The organism is Colwellia sp. MB3u-41 (assembly GCF_014076845.1).
Taxonomy (GTDB): domain Bacteria; phylum Pseudomonadota; class Gammaproteobacteria; order Enterobacterales; family Alteromonadaceae; genus Colwellia_A.
On record NZ_JACGUT010000084.1, the window covers coordinates 433590 to 453606 of the forward strand.

Annotated in this window: 14 protein-coding genes; 4 read left to right on the forward strand and 10 right to left on the reverse strand. The window is 37.1% G+C overall.

Features of this window, described 5'->3' with window-relative positions:
* Nucleotides 1-43 precede the first annotated feature (43 nt).
* Nucleotides 44-1543: a sodium/proline symporter PutP gene (gene putP / locus H4J73_RS18585; RefSeq protein ID WP_182223346.1), complete on the forward strand. Its 1500-nt coding sequence runs from the start codon at nucleotides 44-46 to the stop codon at nucleotides 1541-1543.
* Nucleotides 1544-1955: 412 nt separating this feature from the next.
* Here putP and H4J73_RS18590 read toward each other — a convergent pair whose 3' ends face one another.
* Genes H4J73_RS18590 through H4J73_RS18625 form a run of 8 tightly spaced genes read right to left on the reverse strand, consistent with a single transcriptional unit; the run spans nucleotide 1956 to nucleotide 10388 of the window.
* Nucleotides 1956-2669, reverse strand: a complete 714-nt coding sequence (locus H4J73_RS18590) for a DUF3379 family protein (RefSeq protein WP_182223347.1) — start codon at nucleotides 2667-2669, stop codon at nucleotides 1956-1958.
* Nucleotides 2662-3216 carry a sigma-70 family RNA polymerase sigma factor gene (locus H4J73_RS18595; protein ID WP_182223348.1) on the reverse strand — a complete coding sequence of 185 codons (555 nt, stop codon included), beginning with the start codon at nucleotides 3214-3216 and terminating at the stop codon, nucleotides 2662-2664. Before H4J73_RS18595 ends, H4J73_RS18590 begins: the two co-directional genes overlap by 8 nt.
* 20 nt (nucleotides 3217-3236) lie before the next feature.
* The gene (locus H4J73_RS18600) at nucleotides 3237-4910 is read right to left on the reverse strand and encodes a BatD family protein (protein WP_182223349.1); all 1674 of its coding nucleotides are present in this window, start codon (nucleotides 4908-4910) and stop codon (nucleotides 3237-3239) included.
* An 8-nt stretch (nucleotides 4911-4918) separates the two neighbouring features.
* On the reverse strand, nucleotides 4919-6835 hold the full coding sequence (locus tag H4J73_RS18605; RefSeq protein WP_182223350.1) for a VWA domain-containing protein: 1917 nt from the start codon (nucleotides 6833-6835) through the stop codon (nucleotides 4919-4921).
* A gap of 1 nt (nucleotide 6836) precedes the next feature.
* Entirely contained in the window at nucleotides 6837-7835 is a 999-nt protein-coding gene (locus H4J73_RS18610) for a VWA domain-containing protein (RefSeq protein ID WP_182223351.1), read from the reverse strand.
* Complete coding sequence (locus H4J73_RS18615) at nucleotides 7832-8341, reverse strand: DUF4381 domain-containing protein (RefSeq protein ID WP_182223352.1); 510 nt, start codon at nucleotides 8339-8341, stop codon at nucleotides 7832-7834. The genes H4J73_RS18610 and H4J73_RS18615 overlap by 4 nt, the downstream gene beginning before the upstream one ends.
* Nucleotides 8329-9372, reverse strand: coding sequence for a DUF58 domain-containing protein (locus H4J73_RS18620; RefSeq protein WP_182181970.1), 1044 nt, complete (start codon nucleotides 9370-9372; stop codon nucleotides 8329-8331). Before H4J73_RS18620 ends, H4J73_RS18615 begins: the two co-directional genes overlap by 13 nt.
* Before the next feature lie 50 nt (nucleotides 9373-9422).
* A complete protein-coding gene (locus H4J73_RS18625) occupies nucleotides 9423-10388 on the reverse strand; it encodes a MoxR family ATPase (protein ID WP_182223353.1) in 966 nt (321 codons plus the stop codon).
* 246 nt (nucleotides 10389-10634) lie between these two features.
* On the opposite strand from H4J73_RS18625, the gene fadI reads away from it, so the two are divergent.
* From fadI to H4J73_RS18640, 3 genes are all read left to right on the forward strand, one after another.
* Nucleotides 10635-11942, forward strand: coding sequence for an acetyl-CoA C-acyltransferase FadI (fadI, locus tag H4J73_RS18630; protein WP_182223354.1), 1308 nt, complete (start codon nucleotides 10635-10637; stop codon nucleotides 11940-11942).
* Nucleotides 11942-14146 carry a fatty acid oxidation complex subunit alpha FadJ gene (gene fadJ, locus H4J73_RS18635; protein WP_182223355.1) on the forward strand — a complete coding sequence of 735 codons (2205 nt, stop codon included), beginning with the start codon at nucleotides 11942-11944 and terminating at the stop codon, nucleotides 14144-14146. The genes fadI and fadJ overlap by 1 nt, the downstream gene beginning before the upstream one ends.
* Nucleotides 14147-14320: 174 nt before the next feature.
* On the forward strand, nucleotides 14321-14521 hold the full coding sequence (locus H4J73_RS18640) for a hypothetical protein (protein WP_182223356.1): 201 nt from the start codon (nucleotides 14321-14323) through the stop codon (nucleotides 14519-14521).
* 230 nt (nucleotides 14522-14751) lie between these two features.
* Here H4J73_RS18640 and H4J73_RS18645 read toward each other — a convergent pair whose 3' ends face one another.
* Together H4J73_RS18645 and H4J73_RS18650 are read right to left on the reverse strand one after the other, a co-directional pair.
* Complete coding sequence (locus tag H4J73_RS18645; RefSeq protein WP_182223357.1) at nucleotides 14752-14976, reverse strand: hypothetical protein; 225 nt, start codon at nucleotides 14974-14976, stop codon at nucleotides 14752-14754.
* Nucleotides 14977-15151: 175 nt separating this feature from the next.
* A complete protein-coding gene (locus tag H4J73_RS18650) occupies nucleotides 15152-19774 on the reverse strand; it encodes an EAL domain-containing protein (RefSeq protein ID WP_182223358.1) in 4623 nt (1540 codons plus the stop codon).
* Between the last annotated feature and the right edge of the window lie 243 nt (nucleotides 19775-20017).

A 20017-nucleotide genomic window follows, 5' to 3' on the forward strand; every position in this document is an offset into this window, starting at 1 on the left:
CTTTTACACAGCAAAGATATAATAATATTTTTCGGAGGTTAGTTTGGCTTTTGGTACGTTATTTTCTTTAGGTTTATATTTTATTGTCATGATCGGTATAGGCTTATATGCCTATAAAAAATCAACCAGTGATGCTGCGGGTTATATGTTGGGAGGTCGTAATTTAAGTCCTTCAGTTACTGCACTCTCTGCTGGTGCTTCTGACATGAGTGGTTGGATGTTAATGGGGATACCTGGAGCTATGTATGTTTCAGGTTTAAGCAGTATTTGGATTGCTGTCGGACTTGTGATTGGCGCTTATTTTAACTATTTAATTGTTGCACCTCGCTTGAGAACATATACCGAAGTAGCTAATGACTCTATAACATTACCAGACTTTTTTGAAAATCGTTTTAACGATAAACGCCATATACTTCGTGTAGTTTCATCGATTGTAATTATTATCTTTTTTACACTCTATACGTCCTCAGGGATTGTTGCGGGTGGTAAATTGTTTGAAAGTTCTTTTGGTTTAAATTATGAGGCAGGCCTCTATGTTACAGCAGGTGTTGTGGTACTTTACACGATGTTTGGTGGGTTTTTAGCTGTTAGTCTAACCGATTTTGTGCAGGGGTGTATTATGTTTGTTGCGCTTGTACTGGTTCCATTTGTGGTGATAAGCGATATTGGAGGCTTACAAGCTATGAATGAAACTATTCATTCGCTTGATGCTGAAAAATTTAATATGTTCAGTGGTGTGAGTGCTTTGGCTATTATCTCAGCGATGGCTTGGGGCCTAGGTTATTTTGGTCAACCGCATATCATCGTGCGTTTTATGGCAATTCGCTCAGTTAAAGATTTACCTGCCGCCCGTCGTATTGGTATGACTTGGATGATTGTTTCTATTTGTGGTGCTATGGCAACAGGTTTTGCCGGTATTGCTTATGTAGCGAAAACAGGGACGACATTAACTGACCCAGAAACTATTTTTGTCTTATTTTCTCAAGTTTTATTTCATCCTCTTATTTCTGGTTTTTTACTTGCCGCAATTTTAGCTGCAATAATGAGTACAATATCTTCTCAGTTATTAGTGACATCCAGCTCATTAACCGGTGATTTTTATCAAGCTTTTCTCAACAAAGACGCTACTGATAAGCAACTTGTTTTTGTTGGTCGTATATCTGTGTTGTTAGTTGCTCTTGTTGCGATATCTTTAGCTTATGACCGAAATAGCTCTATTTTAAGTTTGGTAAGCAATGCTTGGGCGGGTTTTGGCGCTGCATTTGGGCCTTTAGTTATTTTAAGTCTTTACTGGAAAAAAATGAACAAACAAGGTGCGTTAGCAGGTATGTTAACAGGTGCATTAACTGTTCTCTTTTGGATCTACGTGCCTATCACTGTAGGTGGTGAATTATTAAGTTCAGTGATGTATGAAATTGTTCCCGGCTTTATTCTTTCAACAATCGCTATTATTGTGGTCAGTAACATGACCGCGACACCTGATGAATCTGTTGAAAAAATGTTTGATGAGATGATAGAGCAGCATAACCACAACATCGATTAACTCTATTTCTTATTGCTTAATTTTTCGAGATTATCTTGAAATTAAATTAATAAAAAGCCCGTTATTGAAATTCAATAACGGGCTTTTATGTTCTGCGTCTCCCAGATATCCTGTCTTACTAGGTCTTAGCTATCCTGCACGTTAACGGTTATAGCACCCCCAAGTCTCGTATGTCTGGGGCTTATAAATAGATTGGTGCAAGTTGATACCAAGAAATGCTCTATTATTTTAGTACTTGTTGATAATGCTGTTAGTAGTAGATACTGAAATAAGTTCAGCATGACAATTTCTGTATTAATATGGCGGTTTCAGTATCAGAACAATGGAGTTTTAAATAGAGAGGATTAAAAGTTTCGTCCCATGGTTTTGTACGCGACGAAATTATAAGTCGAATAATAGTGTTTGTTATTGCTTAAATAGACCAGTTAATATTTTTATCAATCGCTGTTTGCCATTGCGCAAGTGATTCACTTTTGTCAGCAACTACAATAATATTACTGTCTTTAAAATGTTGGGATTTTCCTATGAATTTATCTGTTGAAAAATCAGCAATAAATTCAAGGCCCTCATTATCGGGAACAACAAAAACGGTGACGATACTTGTTGCCCCTTGAAAAACTAAGTGCAGGCTTTTCATGCCATCAAACCGGCAATAATCAGCAAACATTAATTTACCTATGCTATCGGTAAAACTGCCATTAAACGTCGCCATTTTATCGTTAAGAGAGGCTAAGCTAACATTTGCAGCTGAAGTATTAGAGAAATGGCCTTCTTCATGGACAATATGAGCGATCGCATAATCCCCTAAGTTACTATATGCACTAGAAAACTGCATAAAGTTAATGGTTAACCCCATCACTAAGGCAACGGATGCAGCCAATGTTAGGCGTACACGGCTTTTGCGTTTTTGCTGCTGATGACTAGCCATTGTTTGACGTAAAATAAGTTTATCACTTAAGCCATTAGGTACTTCAATATTTAACGCCTGAAAGAGCTTACTGTCTAAACTTTCAAGTTCTTGTGTAAAGCTTTGTTTGGCAGGATCACTATTCATCGCAGCAATCATATCTTCATCACGTGTATTTGGATCTGCATAAATACGACGTCTAAATTGCAACTCATCCATTGTAATGGCCTCTAACGTTGGGAGTATTTTCTAAAGCATCTTTCAATTGGTTACGCGCTCGAAACAACCTTGTCATTACGGTATTCTTATTTAAATTAAGCTGTTTAGCTATTTCTTCACCTGAAAAACCACCAATAATTTGTAGTACTAATGGCTCTCGGTATTCTTCTGGCATTTGTGCTATTTTTTCACGTAGCCAGTAGTTTTCTATTTCTTGCTCACTACTTGTCGATTTAGTATCGGTTATCGTGGCTTCTTCATACTCGCTCATATCGAAGCGTTTACGCTCAAAACGACGGGCATTTTCTCTGCGTAGAATTGTGATCAACCATGACTTAGCCGCTTTTTCATCTTTCAATGAATCTAAAGCTCGCCATGCCCGTAAAAAGGTCTCTTGCACTAAATCTTCTGCAACATGTTTGTCGTGACAGAGCCAGTATGCATAACGGAATAAGTCGCCATGCAATGCTTTAACTAGTGCTTCATATCTAACTTGTTTTGTTGCCATGTTGTAAGAGACCTGAGCAGACATTATTTTATTTCGCATTTAAAAAATCATTTCATTTTTTACGTTGGATTCAGGGATAACACGGTTACTTTACTCTCTTTTAAGCCTTGCTTATTAAACGCTTGAATCAATTTTATTAGGCTGGTTCCTTGCCAATCTTTCTGATCTTTTGCGTAATAACATTGTTGTAAATAATTTATCTCTTGTTGAAATTCATCACTATTAATCTCGAGTAATGCTTCATCAAGCGTCGCAGTAATTGCTTTACCTGCTTTAGCTTGTAAAATATTTATCCAAGGTGAAATTAAAGTGAGAACAGCCAAACCTTGATTCTTTTTGCAGGCAGCCAACAAAGATAAATAAGCGTTATTATTTGGGGTTTTATTTTTAGATGTCTTGGCTTGCGAAGGTTTGGCCAGTTTTGCACTGATAAACCACGCTAAAGACGTCAGTAACCATAACGCTAAAAATAACCACTGCAACCAATATGTCTGCGTAATTATTACTGTTTTAGCGGGCGCGAGATCTTTATTTTGATTGACATTAACTACAGTGGTGGCAGTTTCAAGTTCGCTATTAGGCAATACCGTGATTTTTTGCGCGGCAATAGTTGCGACTTGATAACGATTGGTCACAGTATTCCACCATGGAATACTTACTTCTGGTAACTGATATTCACCTGGCTTACTCGCAACAATAGCAAAATTTCGTACTTTCTGACTGACTAAATGGCCACTACTCATACCCGTATGTAACTGCGCTTGATCTGGATAGACTTTTAAACCTTTTGGAACTGTTATTTCAAGGATAGGCAGTTGCTCTTGTGATAAACCTGCTGCGGTCAAAGTGATGGTGCGAGTAATAGGTTCGCCCACCTTAAACGTAGCTATATCAGGCTGCCAATTTTGGTGAATAGCAAGTAAATCACTGGGTAACCAAGTTCCTTGAAATGTCTCAGGGATAGGACGCACAAGTAATGGGATTTCATCTCCAATAACACTCACCGGCTTAGTTTCTGAAAAACTAAACATATTATTTCTTCTGGTTGACGGCACTAAAATTTCGCCAGAAAAAACAGGTGATTTTAAAATAAATTCACCACTGTTTTTAGGGCTTATTGCATACGTTCTTTCAATAACACGATAGCGTTGACCGTTAATAACGGTATCTTCTTCTTTATCCTTTCCTATTTGAGTAATACTTGCACCTTCTAAGGTCGGCTCAGTTAGACTTCCACGCTTTAGCTCAGCAGCAAAGTGAAGCTTTACTACTAATGTAAGCTGCTGCTGAACATAGACTTCTTTAGCTGAGACTTCAGTCGTAATAAATATGTCTTGCTGCTTGTCAGCAAGGGGATCATTTTCAGCTAATACTTGAACATTTATGGCTTGAGATTTTATACCTGCGACTGTCAAGGCGGGAATGATGAAATTTCCAGCTTTCTTCCCTATAAGTAAGGTGCTCCAAGTTGTTGTACGGGTGGTTTTAAAGTTCACCATACTTGTTTGAGAACTCACTGAAGTTCGGCCAACGATAAAGTCTTGTAACAAAGCAGAGGTATTTAAAGCGTTAGTATCGACATCATCATCAATGGTGATTTTTAAAATAAAAGATTCATTAACCACTACAGGATTCTTATCGATAGTTGCACTTATTTGACTTGCAGCTAACGCATTACTTGTAAAAAGCGCATTACTAAGAATAATGGCTAATAAGGTTATAAATGTTTTCATCACTATTTTTACCACTTTTTTGTTCCTTTTGCGCTACTTCGGTTATTACGACGCTTTTGATATTCGAGCTGCATTTTATTTCTCAATAACATATACGGATCATCAGTTACTTTATTGAGTAATTGTTGATGTTTTTGCTCAGTTTCTTCTGCTAATTGCTCTTCGGCACGAATCTGAGCAGGTGTTTGCGTTGGCTTGTTTTTATCATCATCTTTCGCTTCACCTTCTTGGGCTTGCTGTTCTTGTTCCGCTTTGCTTTTATCTTCTTGTTCAGAATTTTCCTCTTTAGAGGGCTTGTTGTCTGAATCTTCTTTTTTCTCACCTTCTTGTTCAGCATCACTTTGTTGTGATGGGTCGTCACTGTTTTTTTGTTCTTGATCTTTATTTTGATTCTCTTGGTTTTGCTGCTGCTGATTTTCGTCGTTGTTTTTTTCTTTATTTTTATCTTTATCCTGGTTGTCTTGTTGCTGTTCCTCTTCCTCTTGCTGTTTTTTTAACGCTTCAAGATAAGTTTTATTGGCCTTTGCATCCTCATGTTTAGGATCTTTTTTCAGCGCTTGCGTGTAAGCTTCAATCGCTTCATCAATGCGCTTTAATTGTGCTAAAGCATTACCTTGGTTATATAGAGCTTCCGCGGTATCTTGTTGCTGAAATGCTGTTAATGCTTGTTCGTATTCTCCAGAGCGATAATAAGAGCTCCCCTGCCATGATGAATTTTCAAAACTGTTTGCTGCTTGTTGAAAAGCTTCAGCATTGAATTGCTTTTGTCCTTGCTGGTCTTTAGTTTGCCATAAATTATCCCAATAGCTTTTGGCAAAATTTTCATTTGGTACTTGCTCTGATGTTGCTATCGTACTCGGTTGAACCGTATTGGCTAGGGTTGAACCGTCCGCATAGCTCTTATCAACGGGTGTTATTAATAACATTATTGGCAATATGGCCAGTAAGCGTCCTCGGCGAAAGTAGGGCAGTAATAAGGGTAAAACTAATAATAATAAATAAGGGCCAGCTTCTTGCCATTGATCACCCGTATTTGAAGACTCTTTTTGTTGTTGCTCGTCAATATCAAGTGGTTTATATAATAACTGTTCAATATCTTTATTATTATTAGCAAGGGTTGCGTAATAACCACGGCCTCTTTTCGCGGCTCCTTTTAATGCTGATACTGATAATTTAGGAACGATAATTGAACCACTATTATCTTTCATCAACTCGCCATTATTGAGTTTTATTGGTGCGCCAGACCTTGTACCTATGCCTAACACATTCAAACGATGGTTGTTGCTTCGACTCCAATTAGTGATGTCTTGAATATCATAGTTGTCAATGCCATCAGTAAACCAATATATATCACCTTTGCTATGACCTGCATTAACGAGCATGTCGTGAGCAAGTGTCAGTGCTGCTAAAGGATTACTGCCGAGTTCTGGCATTAACTCAGGCGATAAAGAAGGTAATAACAACTTAATGTTATTAATGTCATCTGTTAGAGGGCTAATAGTAAAAGCATCTCCTGCATAGGCGACAAGCCCAATTTCGCCTTCATTTAATTGTTCAAGTAAATCAATGGCCTTGTAACGTGATCGTGTTAATCGATTGGGTGAAATATCAGTCGAATACATAGAGTAAGACATATCCATGATCAACACTGAGCCCCGTGCGGTTTGATAAACAGGTTGAGGCAGCTTTTTCCAGGTAGGTCCGGCTAAGGCAACAATCGCAAGTAAACCAATAATAAAAGGTAAAGTCAGTGACAATTTCTGTTGGCTGTGTTGTTTATCAACTAAAACATTCGCTAAATGTTGCGGCAATAGCTGTTGCCAGCCTGATTGGCTTAAGCGGTATTTATTAAGTAGTTTTAATGCCAAAGCCAAAGCGATAATAGCGAATAGCCACCAAGGGCGAATAAAGTGAAAGTCAGCCATGTTATTTACTCGCTCCTTTTAACTTATATACGGGCAGGTTTACCCAGATTAAATAGAAAAATGATAGCAGTAACGCTATTGTTAGTGGCCAATAAAATAATGCAGTCAAAGGTCGCATTTGTTGTTGGTCTTGTTCTATGGGTTCTAGAGCATCAAGTAATTCGTATATTTCACTCATGTCTTTACTGTCGCGAGCTCGAAAGTAATAACCACCCGTTTCGCTGGCTAATTGTTGCAATGATTCCTCGTCTAATTCACTGGAAGGATTAATTTGGCGTTTGCCAAAAATTGAATTTTGGATCATAACATCTGCGCCAATACCAACTGAGTAAATGGTAATATCTTTTGCTACAGCAAGTTCTAATGCTTGTTCGGGTGTTATTTTACCGGCAGTATTTTGGCCGTCAGTTAACAGTAACAATACGCGGTTTGAATCTTTTTTTGTATCGAAGCGCTTTACTGCCAAGGCAATAGCGTCACCAATGGCTGTTTGTTTACCGACTAAGCCTAATACGGCTTCATCAAGCATCTGTTGTACTGTCTTTCTATCAAAGGTCATCGGCGTTTGCATATAGGCGTCGTCACCAAAGAGAATAAGTCCTAGACGATCACCTGTTCGACGTTCGATAAAGTCACCTAATAATACTTTTAACATATCTAAGCGATTAACCGTGCGACCATTTATTTGCATATCTTCTACTTGCATACTGCCCGACAGATCAACGGCGATCATCATCTCACGCCCTTCGGTGGGCACATTAACTGACTCACCTAGCCACTGTGGTTGACTGGCAGAAATAACGACTAATACCCAAATAAGTAAGAACAAAACTCGAGGAGACTTTTTGTTTTTAGCCGTATAAGTTTGACTTGAGGCATTTTGAATTAACAGAGGCATTTTTAATGCCGCTGTTTGGTTTTGATTTTTTACGGGTAATAGATACATGAACAAAGGTATTGGCAGCGCTAATAATACCCAAGGTAGTAGTAGATTAATCATGACTGTCTCTCATGTGCTGTTACCGAATTTTTCTTTAGCAACTTCGGCGGTAGTGCTTGACTGAGCCAAAGATGAGCGGCTTCCTTCAACGTTTCATTTTCTGGGTTGTCAGTGAGCTGATATTTGTTGTTAAATTGCTGTTCAGACAACAGTTGAAACTTTTCTTGTTGTTTAACGGGTAATTTTTTGAGGAAATAGTTTTTTAATGACTCACCATGTAATGAGGCGACTTCATTACGTGGAAAGTATTGAAAAGCAGCCCACTTAAGCAATGCGATGACGTCGTCATTGTTGTCGGTGTTTTTAAGTTTTGTTAGTGCAACCTTTTTGGCAAGATTGAGTTTTCGTCGTTTCTGCCATTTAACAATCATGAAAATTAAGGTAACCAATAAACCAGCAAGTAATATCCACCAGCCATATGCGATAGGATAATTATGGATCTGCTCCGGTAAATGAATATCTTTTAGTTGAGCTAATTGTTCAGACGGTTGTTTTAACGCTTCCATGAGGCGACTCCGTCGGTTAACTGCTGCTCTAAAGTTTGACCTGATGAAAAGTGTAAAACTCTCGCGCCGGCCTTAAGTAATAAATCTTGTTTTTGTTGAGCGAGTTGACTGGCTTGTTGGTGATAATTTTTAGCCGATGCAGGGTCGCCAATTAATAATTGCTGTTTCGATTTTCCATCGGTTACGGCAACATTCATTTTATATTTACTGCTGGGTAAATCGTGTTCTAGAGGATCACTTATTAAACACACTACCAATTCGCAATGACGACTGATATGAGATAAGTGACGGATAGTTTCTTGGCTAATATGGTTACCGTCAGTGATCAAATGAACTAAACTTCCCGGTCGTGCAAGTTGCCTTAATCGTGCGCAATTTTCTTCAAAAGCGGCATTGGCAGAATCATTTAATTGCTCGCTAGATAGAGGGGCTCTAGGGTGTGATTCGCTTTGACCTTGTTGTTGAAGTAACAGGGTGTGCTGATGCGTTTCAACTAAACTATGTAAGTAATGGAGCACGCCTTGCTTACGGCTGCGCGGTTTTAATTCGCTATGCTTATGTTCATTAAAAACAATACCGCCCACTCGATCGCCTCGACCTTTAGCATGCCAAGTCACCAATGCTGCTAAATGTGCCGCTTGCACTGACTTAAAAAGGAGTTGGCTACCAAATAGCATTGAACTGCTTAGGTCGGTAACCACCAGTACAGGACGTTCAACTTCTTCGCGAAAAATCTTGGTATGGGTTTTACCTGTTCTTGCGGTTACTCGCCAGTCAATAGCACGAATGTCGTCGCCATTTTGGTAATGACGCACTTCGTCAAACTCCATCCCTCGGCCTTTACTGCGAGAGAGGTAATTGCCCGACATTTGACCATGCTGACTTTTACGTGCAGCAAGATCAATGAGTCTAACTTTGTTTTGATATTGAATTAATTCATCGATAGATAATTCAATCCCATTACTGGCAATACTATTGAGCAGACTTACAATGTCTTGCTGATTTTGTTCTTTTTTTTGTTTAAGCCACATAAATTTACTTACAAAATTGATCGTTCATTTTATTGATGTTGTTAAGCGACTTAAGCAACAGCGACTAAGCTTAATAAGTGATCAAGAAGTTGATTACTGCTAATACCTTCAGCTTCAGCTTGATAAGTTAATAAAATACGATGACGTAACACATTATGGAATACGGCTTGAACATCTTCAGGGCTAACAAAATCACGATTATGTAACCAGGCTCTAGCACGTGAACATCGGTCAAGTGCTATTGTTGCTCGTGGGCTAGCGCCATATGCTAGCCACTTTTTTAATTGGTCGTCATATTTTTCTGGCGTACGTGTTGCCATGATTAAATCAACAATATAATTTTCAATCGCTGGTGCCATATGAATTTCCATCACTTGGTCACGAGCAGCAAAAATATCACTTTGTGATATCTCTTTTACCGGTTTTTTACTTTCTTTTTTATGTTGAAGTGCTTCACCACGGTTGAGTTTTAAAATAGCTAATTCACTTACAGCATCAGGATAATCAATTTCAATGTGCATTAAAAAGCGATCCAATTGCGCTTCAGGTAGTGGATACGTTCCTTCTTGCTCAATCGGATTTTGTGTTGCCATCACTAAAAACAAATCGGGGAGTGGGTAGGTATTACGACCAACCGTAATTTGTCCTTCTGCCATCGCTTCTAATAAAGCCGATTGTACTTTTGCTGGTGCACGGTTTATTTCATCGGCGAGAACTAGATTTCTAAAAAGAGGACCTGGTTGGAAAACAAAGGTACCGTCTTCAGGGCGGTAAATATCTGTGCCCGTTAAATCAGCAGGTAACAAGTCAGGTGTAAATTGTACACGATGAAAGTCTGCTTCAATTCCTTCAGCTAATGCATTTACCGCACGAGTCTTTGCTAAGCCGGGAGGACCTTCTACAATTAAGTGACCATTGGCAAGGAGTGCGATTAGTAAGTTTTCAACAAGGGCGTGTTGACCGATAATTTGTTGAGATAAGTATTCTTTTAAAGATGAAAAATGTTCAATTGCCATGCTAACTACCACTTACTTGTTTTTATTGTTAAACCTGTGGGTATATATATAAGGTTCAAGTAGTATAAAACAAGCAATTTTTGCAGTTTGACATGATTTTTAACAATTTATATTGGAATGAATACTTCACGTTTTAGCAGGGAGTTGTATTTATTTCATTTGAGGTTAGAATAAAGCAACAAATAAGTGGTCAGACCTCTTGGTCTAAAGACGATAAAACTAGATATTACGATAGAAGGGTAACACATGACAAAAATGAATTTAACGACTCGAAACGGAGAACGCATTGCTGTAGTGGCTGGTTTGCGTACACCATTTGCAAAACAAGCGACTGCTTTTCATGGTGTTCCAGCAGTAGATTTAGGAAAAATTGTCGTTAATGAATTGCTAAAAAAGCATGATATTGACCCTACTATTATCGATCAGTTGGTTTTTGGTCAAGTGGTTCAAATGCCAGAAGCGCCAAACATTGCACGAGAAATTGTTTTAGGTACGGGTATGAATGTTAATACTGATGCTTATAGTGTTTCAAGAGCTTGTGCAACAAGCTTTCAATCAACGGTTAATGTAACTGAAGCTATAATGGCTGGTTATGTTGATGTGGGTATTGCCGGCGGTGCTGACTCTTCATCTGTTGCACCTATTGGTGTTTCTAAAAAGTTTGCGCGTATCTTACTTGATTTAAGTAAAGCGAGAAATTTAGGGCAAAAAATATCACTTATTCGCCAGTTAGGTTTAAAAGATATTATGCCTGTTCCACCAGCTGTTGCTGAGTACTCAACGGGTATATCAATGGGGCAAACCGCTGAACAAATGGCGAAAACTCATCATATCTCTCGTGAAGCACAAGATGAGTTAGCACACCGTTCACATACTTTAGCGACCCAAAGTTGGCAAGAAGGTAAGTTAACGGGTGAAGTGATGACCGCCTACAGTGAACCTTATAAAAGCTATATTGAAAAAGATAATTGTATTCGTGAAAACTCAGAACTAGCGGGTTATAAAAAGTTACGCCCTTGCTTTGATAGAAAACACGGCACAGTGACTGCTGCAACCAGTACACCATTAACCGATGGTGCCTCTGCTATTATTTTAATGCGCGAAGGCCGAGCCAAAGAATTAGGTTATAAACCGCTTGGCTATATTAAGAGTTATGCTTTTGCTGCCATAGATGTTTGGCAAGATATGTTAATGGGTCCAAGTTATGCGACGCCATTAGCTCTTAAACGTGCGGGTATGGAATTAAAAGATTTAGATTTAATTGAAATGCATGAAGCTTTTGCAGCGCAAGCACTGGCTAACATGAAAATGTTTGCCAGTACTAAGTTTGCCCGTGAGCAATTAGGTCAAGATAAAGCGATCGGCGAAATAGACATGGCTAAGTTCAATGTTATGGGCGGTTCTCTAGCCTATGGTCACCCGTTTGCGGCAACTGGCACACGTTTAATTGTACAAACCCTTAATGAATTAAATCGTCGAGGTGGAGGTACCGGTTTAACAACAGCATGTGCAGCTGGTGGCTTAGGCGCGGCAATGATTGTGGAGACAGACTAATGACTGCACAAAACGATAGCAACCAAGCAAACGATAAAGAGATTAACCAAGAGAGTAATAATATGAGTACGTTTACCTTAATTCGCCAAGATAATGGCATTGCTCATTTAGTCATGGATGTGATTGGCGAATCCATGAATACTTTGAAAGCTGAGTTTTCAGAGGAAATTGATACGGTATTAAAAGAAATACGTAATGATAGTACGATTAAAGGTATTGTTTTACTTAGTGGCAAAAAAGATTCTTTTGTGGCGGGTGCTGATATTAATATGCTGGCAAGCTGTCAAAGTGCGAGCGAAGCAACGGCTCTTTCTCGCAATGGGCAAATGATTTTTGATCAAATTGAAAGCCTTTCAATTCCTGTGGTTGCGGCTATTAATGGTGCTTGCCTAGGCGGCGGACTTGAACTTGCTATGGCGTGTCATGCACGTATTTGTAGTGATAATATTAAAACAGCATTAGGTTTACCTGAAGTACAGTTAGGGTTATTACCCGGTAGCGGTGGCACACAACGTTTACCAAAATTGGTGGGTATTCAAAAAGCATTAGACATGATGTTAACGGGAAAACAGCTTCGAGCAAAACAAGCGTTAAAGGCGGGTTTAATTGTCGATGTTGTACCTAATAGTATTTTAGTTTCTGCTGCAGAAAACTTAGTGCTAGCGGCACAAGGCAAAGCCAGTAAAATTAAGAAGAGCCAACGAAAAATCAGTGTGCTAGACAAAGCACTTGAAGGTAATGCGGTTGGCCGTAAGATAATATTTAATCAAGCGACTAAATCTGTATTAGCGAAAACAAAAGGAAACTATCCTTCGCCACTTAAAATTATTGATTGTGTGCGTAGCGGTATTGAAAAGTCATCAGTGCGTGGTTACCAAACAGAAGCCGATCATTTTGGTGAATTAGTGATGTCACCAGAGTCAGCACAATTAAGACAGATTTTCTTCGCCACTACCGACATGAAAAAAGAGCAGGGCATCGAAGGTGTTAATGCTAAGCCGATTAGCCAAATTGGCGTTTTAGGTGGCGGCTTAATGGGCGGTGGTATTGCTTTTGTTAGTGCAACTAAAGCGAATGTTGATGTACGTATTAAAGATATTGCGCCGCAAGGTATCAGCCATGCGATGAAATATGGTTATGACATACTTAACAAAAAAGTTAAACGTCGCTTTATGTTGAAAAGTGAAATGCAAAAGCAATTGGCTAAAATTACGGGTTGTGTTGATTATAGCGGTTTTAAAAATGTTGATATGGTTATAGAAGCTGTTTTTGAAAACTTGTCATTAAAGCAAAAAATGGTTGATGACATGGAAAGTATTTGTGCTGAAGACACTATTTTTGCGAGTAATACCTCAAGTTTACCTATTGGAAAAATAGCAGCAAAAGCTTTGCGCCCTGAAAACGTAATTGGTTTACATTACTTTTCTCCAGTAGATAAAATGCCGTTAGCCGAAATTATTGCTCATTCAAAAACCTCTGATCAAACTATTTCAACGACAGTTGCTTTTGCTAAAAAACAAGGCAAAACGCCGATAGTTGTTAAAGACAAAGCGGGTTTCTATGTTAATCGTATATTAGCGCCTTATATGAATGAAGCTGCTTTGTTATTGTTAGAAGGTGAGTCGATTGGAAAGTTAGATAAAGCACTGGTTAAGTTTGGCTTCCCTGTTGGTCCCATACAATTACTCGATGAAGTCGGTATTGATATAGGCGCTAAAATTGGTCCTATTTTACAAGCTGAATTAGGCGAACGCTTTGCGGCACCAGAAGCATTTAATAAACTTATTTCTGATAAGCGCTTGGGTAAAAAAGTGCAGAAAGGCTTTTACCTCTATAAAGATAAAAACGGCAAAAAAGTCACCAAAAAACTTGTTGATGAATCTGTCTATCCATTATTAAATATTATCATTAAAGATCAAAAAACGAATGATGAGCTTGTGCAACGTTGTGTCTTTATGATGTTAAACGAAGCCGCAAGATGTTTAGACGAAGGTATTATTCGTAATGCTAGAGACGGTGATATCGGCGCTATTTTTGGTATTGGTTTTCCTCCATTCTTAGGTGGACCATTCCATTATATCGATACGTTAGGTGCAGAGGTAATTGTTAATAAGTTGAACTTGTGGAGTAGTGAACTAGGCGAACGCTTCAAGCCTTGTCAGGCATTAATTACCATGGCTGAAACCGGTAATAAATATTATTAGCAACAGGCAATGTTATGCCACCTTGGTGGCAATTTAACGAAAAAGAGGCAATTTAAAGCCTCTTTTTTTATGCTTTTTAACCTGTAAAAATAAGTTGAATAAATACTCTAAATTAGTTATATTATTACTAATAAAGTTTTAGCCATTCTTTAAGTCGGTTTAGCGGTAAATATTATGTTGTTATTTTTAGCGGTTGTCAGTGTTGTTTGTTCGATGTTCTTTTACTGCCAGGCATTACGTAGTGGTTTAGGTTTGAAGCGTTGGGCATGTGCAGGATTAGTGTTTGGGCCTTTTATTTGGCCAATGTTCTGTATGAATAAACGTATGAAGGTGAATAAGATGTTTGGCTTTAATACATTAATTTTAAAAGCTTAGACGCTTTTAAAATTAATTTTTCTTTACCACTCTAGGTAAAATAAGACAGCTACATTCCTTGTAGCAAACAGTGTCTTTCTTCAAACTAACCATTGAAAATAGTGGTTCAATGATTATTACTTCCACCACTTACTTGCAGGCATTTCTTTAATTTCAATGCTAGCAGCAATAGGGTTTGCTGTGGTCTTTGGTAAAAATAAAGCTTTAAATAAGTTAATCATTATGAACTCCTAGATACGAACTTTACCTTCTCTAATACCAATACGTACTTTACCTTCTCTAATTCCAATACGTACTTTACCTTCTCTAATTCCAATACGTACTTTACCCTCTCTAATTCCAATACGTACTTTACCTTCTCTAATTCCAATTTCATTCATCATTAATGAATCAGACTCTATTACTGGAACAGGTGAAGTTGACATCGCTAGAGATAAAATAAGTGAGCTAAGCATTCATATTTCCTTAATTGTTATTATTAATTTCATGAATGTCAAAGCATATAGTGTGCCAAAAATTAAAAGCCTTATTTAATAAGGCTTTTAGGGAGAGGGGGGGGGAAATCGTATTATTGTCAAAACTTTGTTAAAGGCAGTGCCGTCGTTTAGTTACTTTATTTACAAAGTGACATTAACGTGACGTTTTGCCAAAATTAGTCGATTTGTTCGTTATTTGGTGTGAGAGTAGATATTTCTGAAAGTCATTTTCTGGCAAGGGTTTGCTATAGAGATAACCCTGTAATTGCTCACAGCGTAAACCAGAAAGAAAACTCAGCTGTTGATTAGTTTCAACCCCTTCAGCGACTACTTGCATGCCTAAGTTATGTGCAATCGTTACTATGGTGGCAACCATGTTACGCCCTTGTTCAGACTCTTCGATGTCATCCACAAAAGCTTTATCAATTTTTAAGGTATTAAGCGGAAACTTCTTTAAATAAGCGAGCGATGAATAACCCGTACCAAAATCATCAAGTGATAAGTGAATACCCATCGCACGAATTTGTAACATAATATCAATGGCTTTTTGTGGAGAGTCCATTACCGTACCTTCCGTTATTTCTAATTCTAGGTACTTAGCCGGTAATTGACTTTCTTTGAGAATGTCAGCAATCATGCCAACCAAATTAGGCTGGGTAAATTGCACTGCTGATAAATTGACCGCAACACGACCTATAAATAATCCGGCATCAACCCACTTTTTTGTGGCAAAACATGACTTTCTTAAAACCACTTCGCCAATGTCAATTATTTGGCCTGTTTCTTCAGAGATAGGGATAAAAGTTATCGGACTGATAATGCCTTTTTTAGGTGTCTCAAAACGCACTAACGCTTCCATACCGGCAACTTTACCAGTAGAAATTTCAATTTTAGGTTGATAGAAAACTGAAAAAGAGTCTTCTTTTAAGCCATGGCGTATTAAGCTTTCTACTTGTAAGCGTTTTACGGCGGCTTTGTTCATTGAGTCACTGAAGAATTGGTATTTATTACCGCCATTATTTTTTGCGTGGTACATGGCCGTATCGGCATTTTTCAGTAGCTCTTGCGGGGATATGCCATCTTCAGGATAAAGTACAATACCTAAGCTACTAAAAAGCACCACTTCTTGGTTTTTTAGTTTCAGTGGCTGGGCAATGGTCATTAGCACATCTTTAGCAATACTGGTGATCGTATGGATATCGTTGGTGTTTTCAATAATAATACTAAATTCGTCACCACCTAAGCGGTAAACCGTATCTTGCTTTCTGCCAACAGCTTGCATTCTTTTTGCTACTTGGCATAAAAGTACGTCTCCTACTTCGTGTCCCATAGAGTCATTAATCTTTTTAAAATTATCTAAATCAAAAACCAATAGAGCATGAGGGGCTTTTTTATTAACTAGCAGAGTTTGATTAGCTTGAAAATATGAACGATTAGGCAGGCCTGTTAATGTATCGCTATTGGCTAGTTTTCGCAGTTCGGCTTCTGTTTCTTTGCGTTTAGTTATATCAGAAAACACACCAACAAAATGAGAAATACTTTTATTCTCATCAAGTATCACATCGATATTAAGGTCGGTTAAATATACTTCGCCATTATCACGTTTACTTTCGATTTCGTCGTGCCAACTGCCTTTGGTTATTAAGTGCTTTTTTACATCTTTGGTGAAACTTTTTGGGTATTGGGCAAATTCTAACGTTATACCAAGCATTTCTTTACGCGTTTTTTGGGTAATGCGCTGGTAAGATTTATTGACATCAACAATATTAAAAGCACGATCGTATATAACAACCGCATCTGAAATATTCTCAATACACTTGGCAAATAATTTTAAACGTTCATCTGCTTTTTTTATGCGGCTTATATCTTTTAAAGTACCTGTCATGCGGGTTGGGGTACCTTTTTCATCACGTTCAACTATTTTTCCGCGGTCAAGTACCCATATCCATTTATCATCTTTATTCTTTACACGGTATGTTGCTTCAAAATGGTCAGTATCGTTATCGAAATGGTCATTTATCGCGTCACGAACACGCGTAATATCGTGCTCATTAATGTTGGTCTTATCGGAGCCAACGTTGCGTTTTCCATCTTGTGGGAACTCTAAAATACCCCAAATATTTGAGCGATATATCTTGCCAGTTACTATATTCCAATCCCACATTTCATCGCCACTGCCCCATAAAGAAAGCTTCAAACGCTCTTCGCTTTTTTGAATTTGTAAGTGAAATAAACGCTTATGGCGTATTTGCTGAACAAAATAAGCAATAACTAATAAAATAAATAGGGCATAAACACTAATGGCGCTTTTTGATAACCACCAAGGAGCCAGTATATGAATGTTTAAGGTAGCCTTTTGACTTGGAACAGTACCGAGTAAATCATAGGCTTCAACTTCAAAGCTGTAGTCACCCTGACTCAGGTTGGTATAGGTCGCTCGGTAGTTATTTTTACCCGCCTCGATCCAATTCTCTTCTAAGTTTAATAAACGATATCGGTAGCCTATTTGGTCAGGATATTTTGCATTGGGCGAAATAAACTCAATGGTAAAGGGGGATTGTTTGTGTTTTAAGGTTAAATTATTTAACTGACTTAGCTGTTTACTTAAAGAGAACACGCTATTACTTGAAGGGCCTTCTTCATCATTTACATTAATTTTTTTATTCGCTATCAATAAATTTGTTAATTTTGGCGAATTCAATCGTTGGGTAATCTTTATTACTTTTTGTGGGTTAAATTTATATACACCATCACGACTACCGAAATAAAGTTCATTGTTAATTGTTTTTAAAGCGGAATTGTCGATAAACTCATTATCAGCAAGGTGTAGATCCTTACCAAAGTTTTTAACTTGTTGAGTTGTGGGATTAATAAAAGAAATCGCTCCATTCGTTGTAAACCAAGCATTTTCTTTATTATCTAACAAAACAGATTGAATTGAATTGTTTAATAACTTGTTGCTTTGATTAAAGTAAGTAGTTTTCTTATTTTTCTTATCATAAAGTAAAATACCTTGCTTAGATGTTAGCCAAACCCATAAGTCTGAAACTTTTATTGAAGTTATCTTGATTGTTGATAAATATTTAATACCTTTAATATTATGAACATCAAACTTTCTTTGGTTATCTGAAGGTATCGATAAGTCAAAAGAGAGCAATTTGTTATTTTTCGAGGTTACCCAAATGGTATTATTTTTATTATCGATATCAAAGGTTGTTAAACGTTTATTATCTTGTGGCTGGTATCGTTCAAAGTCATTTGTGGATATCAGATAGGAAGTAAGGTGGCCATTGGTATCTATAAACCAAACTTTATTATTAAAAATTTTAAAAGGATAGCTTTGGTCATAAAGTGAATTTTCTTTCCAACTTTCAACTTTTACTGTTTTTTTAGAAGTAACGTTATAAATAAATAATTCACCGGAGTCGTTATCTGAAGAGGTGTTTATCCATAAATTATTCTTATTATCTGCTTTTATATGATCAATATATTTATTTTTAATTGCATTAATATAATTACCTGAGGTCGTACTTTTTATATAATTCAATCCGGAATTTCGTTCATTAAACCAAACTTTTCCGTCCGTTGTTTCAGCTAATAACTCAATGTAACCACTAGTGTTACCATTTGAATAATGCTTAAAATGAAGCGAGTCATTAAAAAAAATATTTACGCCTTTTCCGTATGTCGCAAGCCATAAATTACCCGTTATATCTTTAATGATTTTAAAGGTTCTATTTTCTGAAAGACTGCTAGGTATTTGATTTTTTTGATAGGTTCTTATACTTTTTAAACTTGGATCTATAATATTTAAACCATTTTCAGTGCCAACCCAAATTGTTGAGTCATTACTTAGCACTATACTTCTGACTTTATTGGAAATAAGTCTATTGGTTGGATGAGTAGTGTTATAGGTATCAATTGGGTTATAATTTTCATCTAAGACAAAGATGCCATTATCTGTAGCTAACCAGTAGTTACCCTTAATTTCTTTTATGTCAAATAATGAATTAGCTGGTATGGTTATGTGAAATTTATTATTTTTCTTTTGTAATGACGCAGAGTAATTTAAGTTTTCATTAACTAAGAAAATACCATTATCGTAGCTGCCAAACCAAAAGTTTCCTTTCAAATCTTGGTAAATCGTTTTTATTTCTTTTAATTCATTTTCGAGTCCGTGAATTTTTATTTGTTTAAAATTATTATTTGCTTCGTTAAATTTATGAATACCATTTGTGGTAGATATCCAAATAGTTCCCTTTTTATCTTGATAGATATCCCAAATCACATCGTCTTTTAATGATTCATTATTACTTTCTTGATGATAAAAATTTTCAAAGTTATCAAGTAGTACGTTATATTTACTTAGGCCTTTTTCAGTTCCCACCCAAAGAACACCGGTATTATCAATAAATACTTTACGAATAAAGTTATGCGCAATCGAATTAGGATCGGCTAAATCTTTTCGATAATGTACGAAGTTTTTTCCATCGTATCTATTGAGACCATCTTCTGTCGCTATCCATATAAAACCATCGAGATCTTGGGTAATATCAAAGACGTTATTTTGGCTTAAACCATCAGAAGTTAATAAATGCTTGAATTTTAAAGCTGCTTGGCTGGATAGTGAGCTGTTTTTTGCAATGAGATTTTCTGTTGTTGTTTGTTCAGCCAAAGCACTTTGGATACCAAATATTAACGTGAGAGTGAGTAAACATAAAATGCAGAAGAACTGTTGTGATTTTATCAGATGAGTCTTGGGAAAAAAATTAAGCACAAATACAACCTTGGATAGAAGCTTCAATTAGGCTTATTTACACGATTAATATTAAAAACAACCAGAAAGAATATTTAAATAAAGAGTAGACTGGTGTTAACTGAGTAAACTAAGCAAGCAATTTTATTATTTTTGTTATTCGTATTGCATACATCACATTAAAAATGATGCCTAGGGCTAAGTCAACTCATTTACTCTAATATATAAAAGAGACTTTACTAAGTTCATTTGGTTAACCTTGAT

Bases quoted from the DNA above. Each gene is read 5' to 3' on its own strand.
- H4J73_RS18590 (WP_182223347.1), bottom strand. From the start codon at position 2,669: ATGGATGAGTTGCAATTTAGACGTCGTATTTATGCAGATCCAAATACA.
- H4J73_RS18595 (WP_182223348.1), bottom strand. From the start codon at position 3,216: ATGCGAAATAAAATAATGTCTGCTCAGGTCTCTTACAACATGGCAACA.
- H4J73_RS18600 (WP_182223349.1), bottom strand. From the start codon at position 4,910: ATGAAAACATTTATAACCTTATTAGCCATTATTCTTAGTAATGCGCTT.
- H4J73_RS18605 (WP_182223350.1), bottom strand. From the start codon at position 6,835: ATGGCTGACTTTCACTTTATTCGCCCTTGGTGGCTATTCGCTATTATC.
- H4J73_RS18610 (WP_182223351.1), bottom strand. From the start codon at position 7,835: ATGATTAATCTACTACTACCTTGGGTATTATTAGCGCTGCCAATACCT.
- H4J73_RS18615 (WP_182223352.1), bottom strand. From the start codon at position 8,341: ATGGAAGCGTTAAAACAACCGTCTGAACAATTAGCTCAACTAAAAGAT.
- H4J73_RS18620 (WP_182181970.1), bottom strand. From the start codon at position 9,372: ATGTGGCTTAAACAAAAAAAAGAACAAAATCAGCAAGACATTGTAAGT.
- H4J73_RS18625 (WP_182223353.1), bottom strand. From the start codon at position 10,388: ATGGCAATTGAACATTTTTCATCTTTAAAAGAATACTTATCTCAACAA.
- fadI (WP_182223354.1), top strand. From the start codon at position 10,635: ATGACAAAAATGAATTTAACGACTCGAAACGGAGAACGCATTGCTGTA.
- fadJ (WP_182223355.1), top strand. From the start codon at position 11,942: ATGACTGCACAAAACGATAGCAACCAAGCAAACGATAAAGAGATTAAC.
- H4J73_RS18640 (WP_182223356.1), top strand. From the start codon at position 14,321: ATGTTGTTATTTTTAGCGGTTGTCAGTGTTGTTTGTTCGATGTTCTTT.
- H4J73_RS18645 (WP_182223357.1), bottom strand. From the start codon at position 14,976: ATGCTTAGCTCACTTATTTTATCTCTAGCGATGTCAACTTCACCTGTT.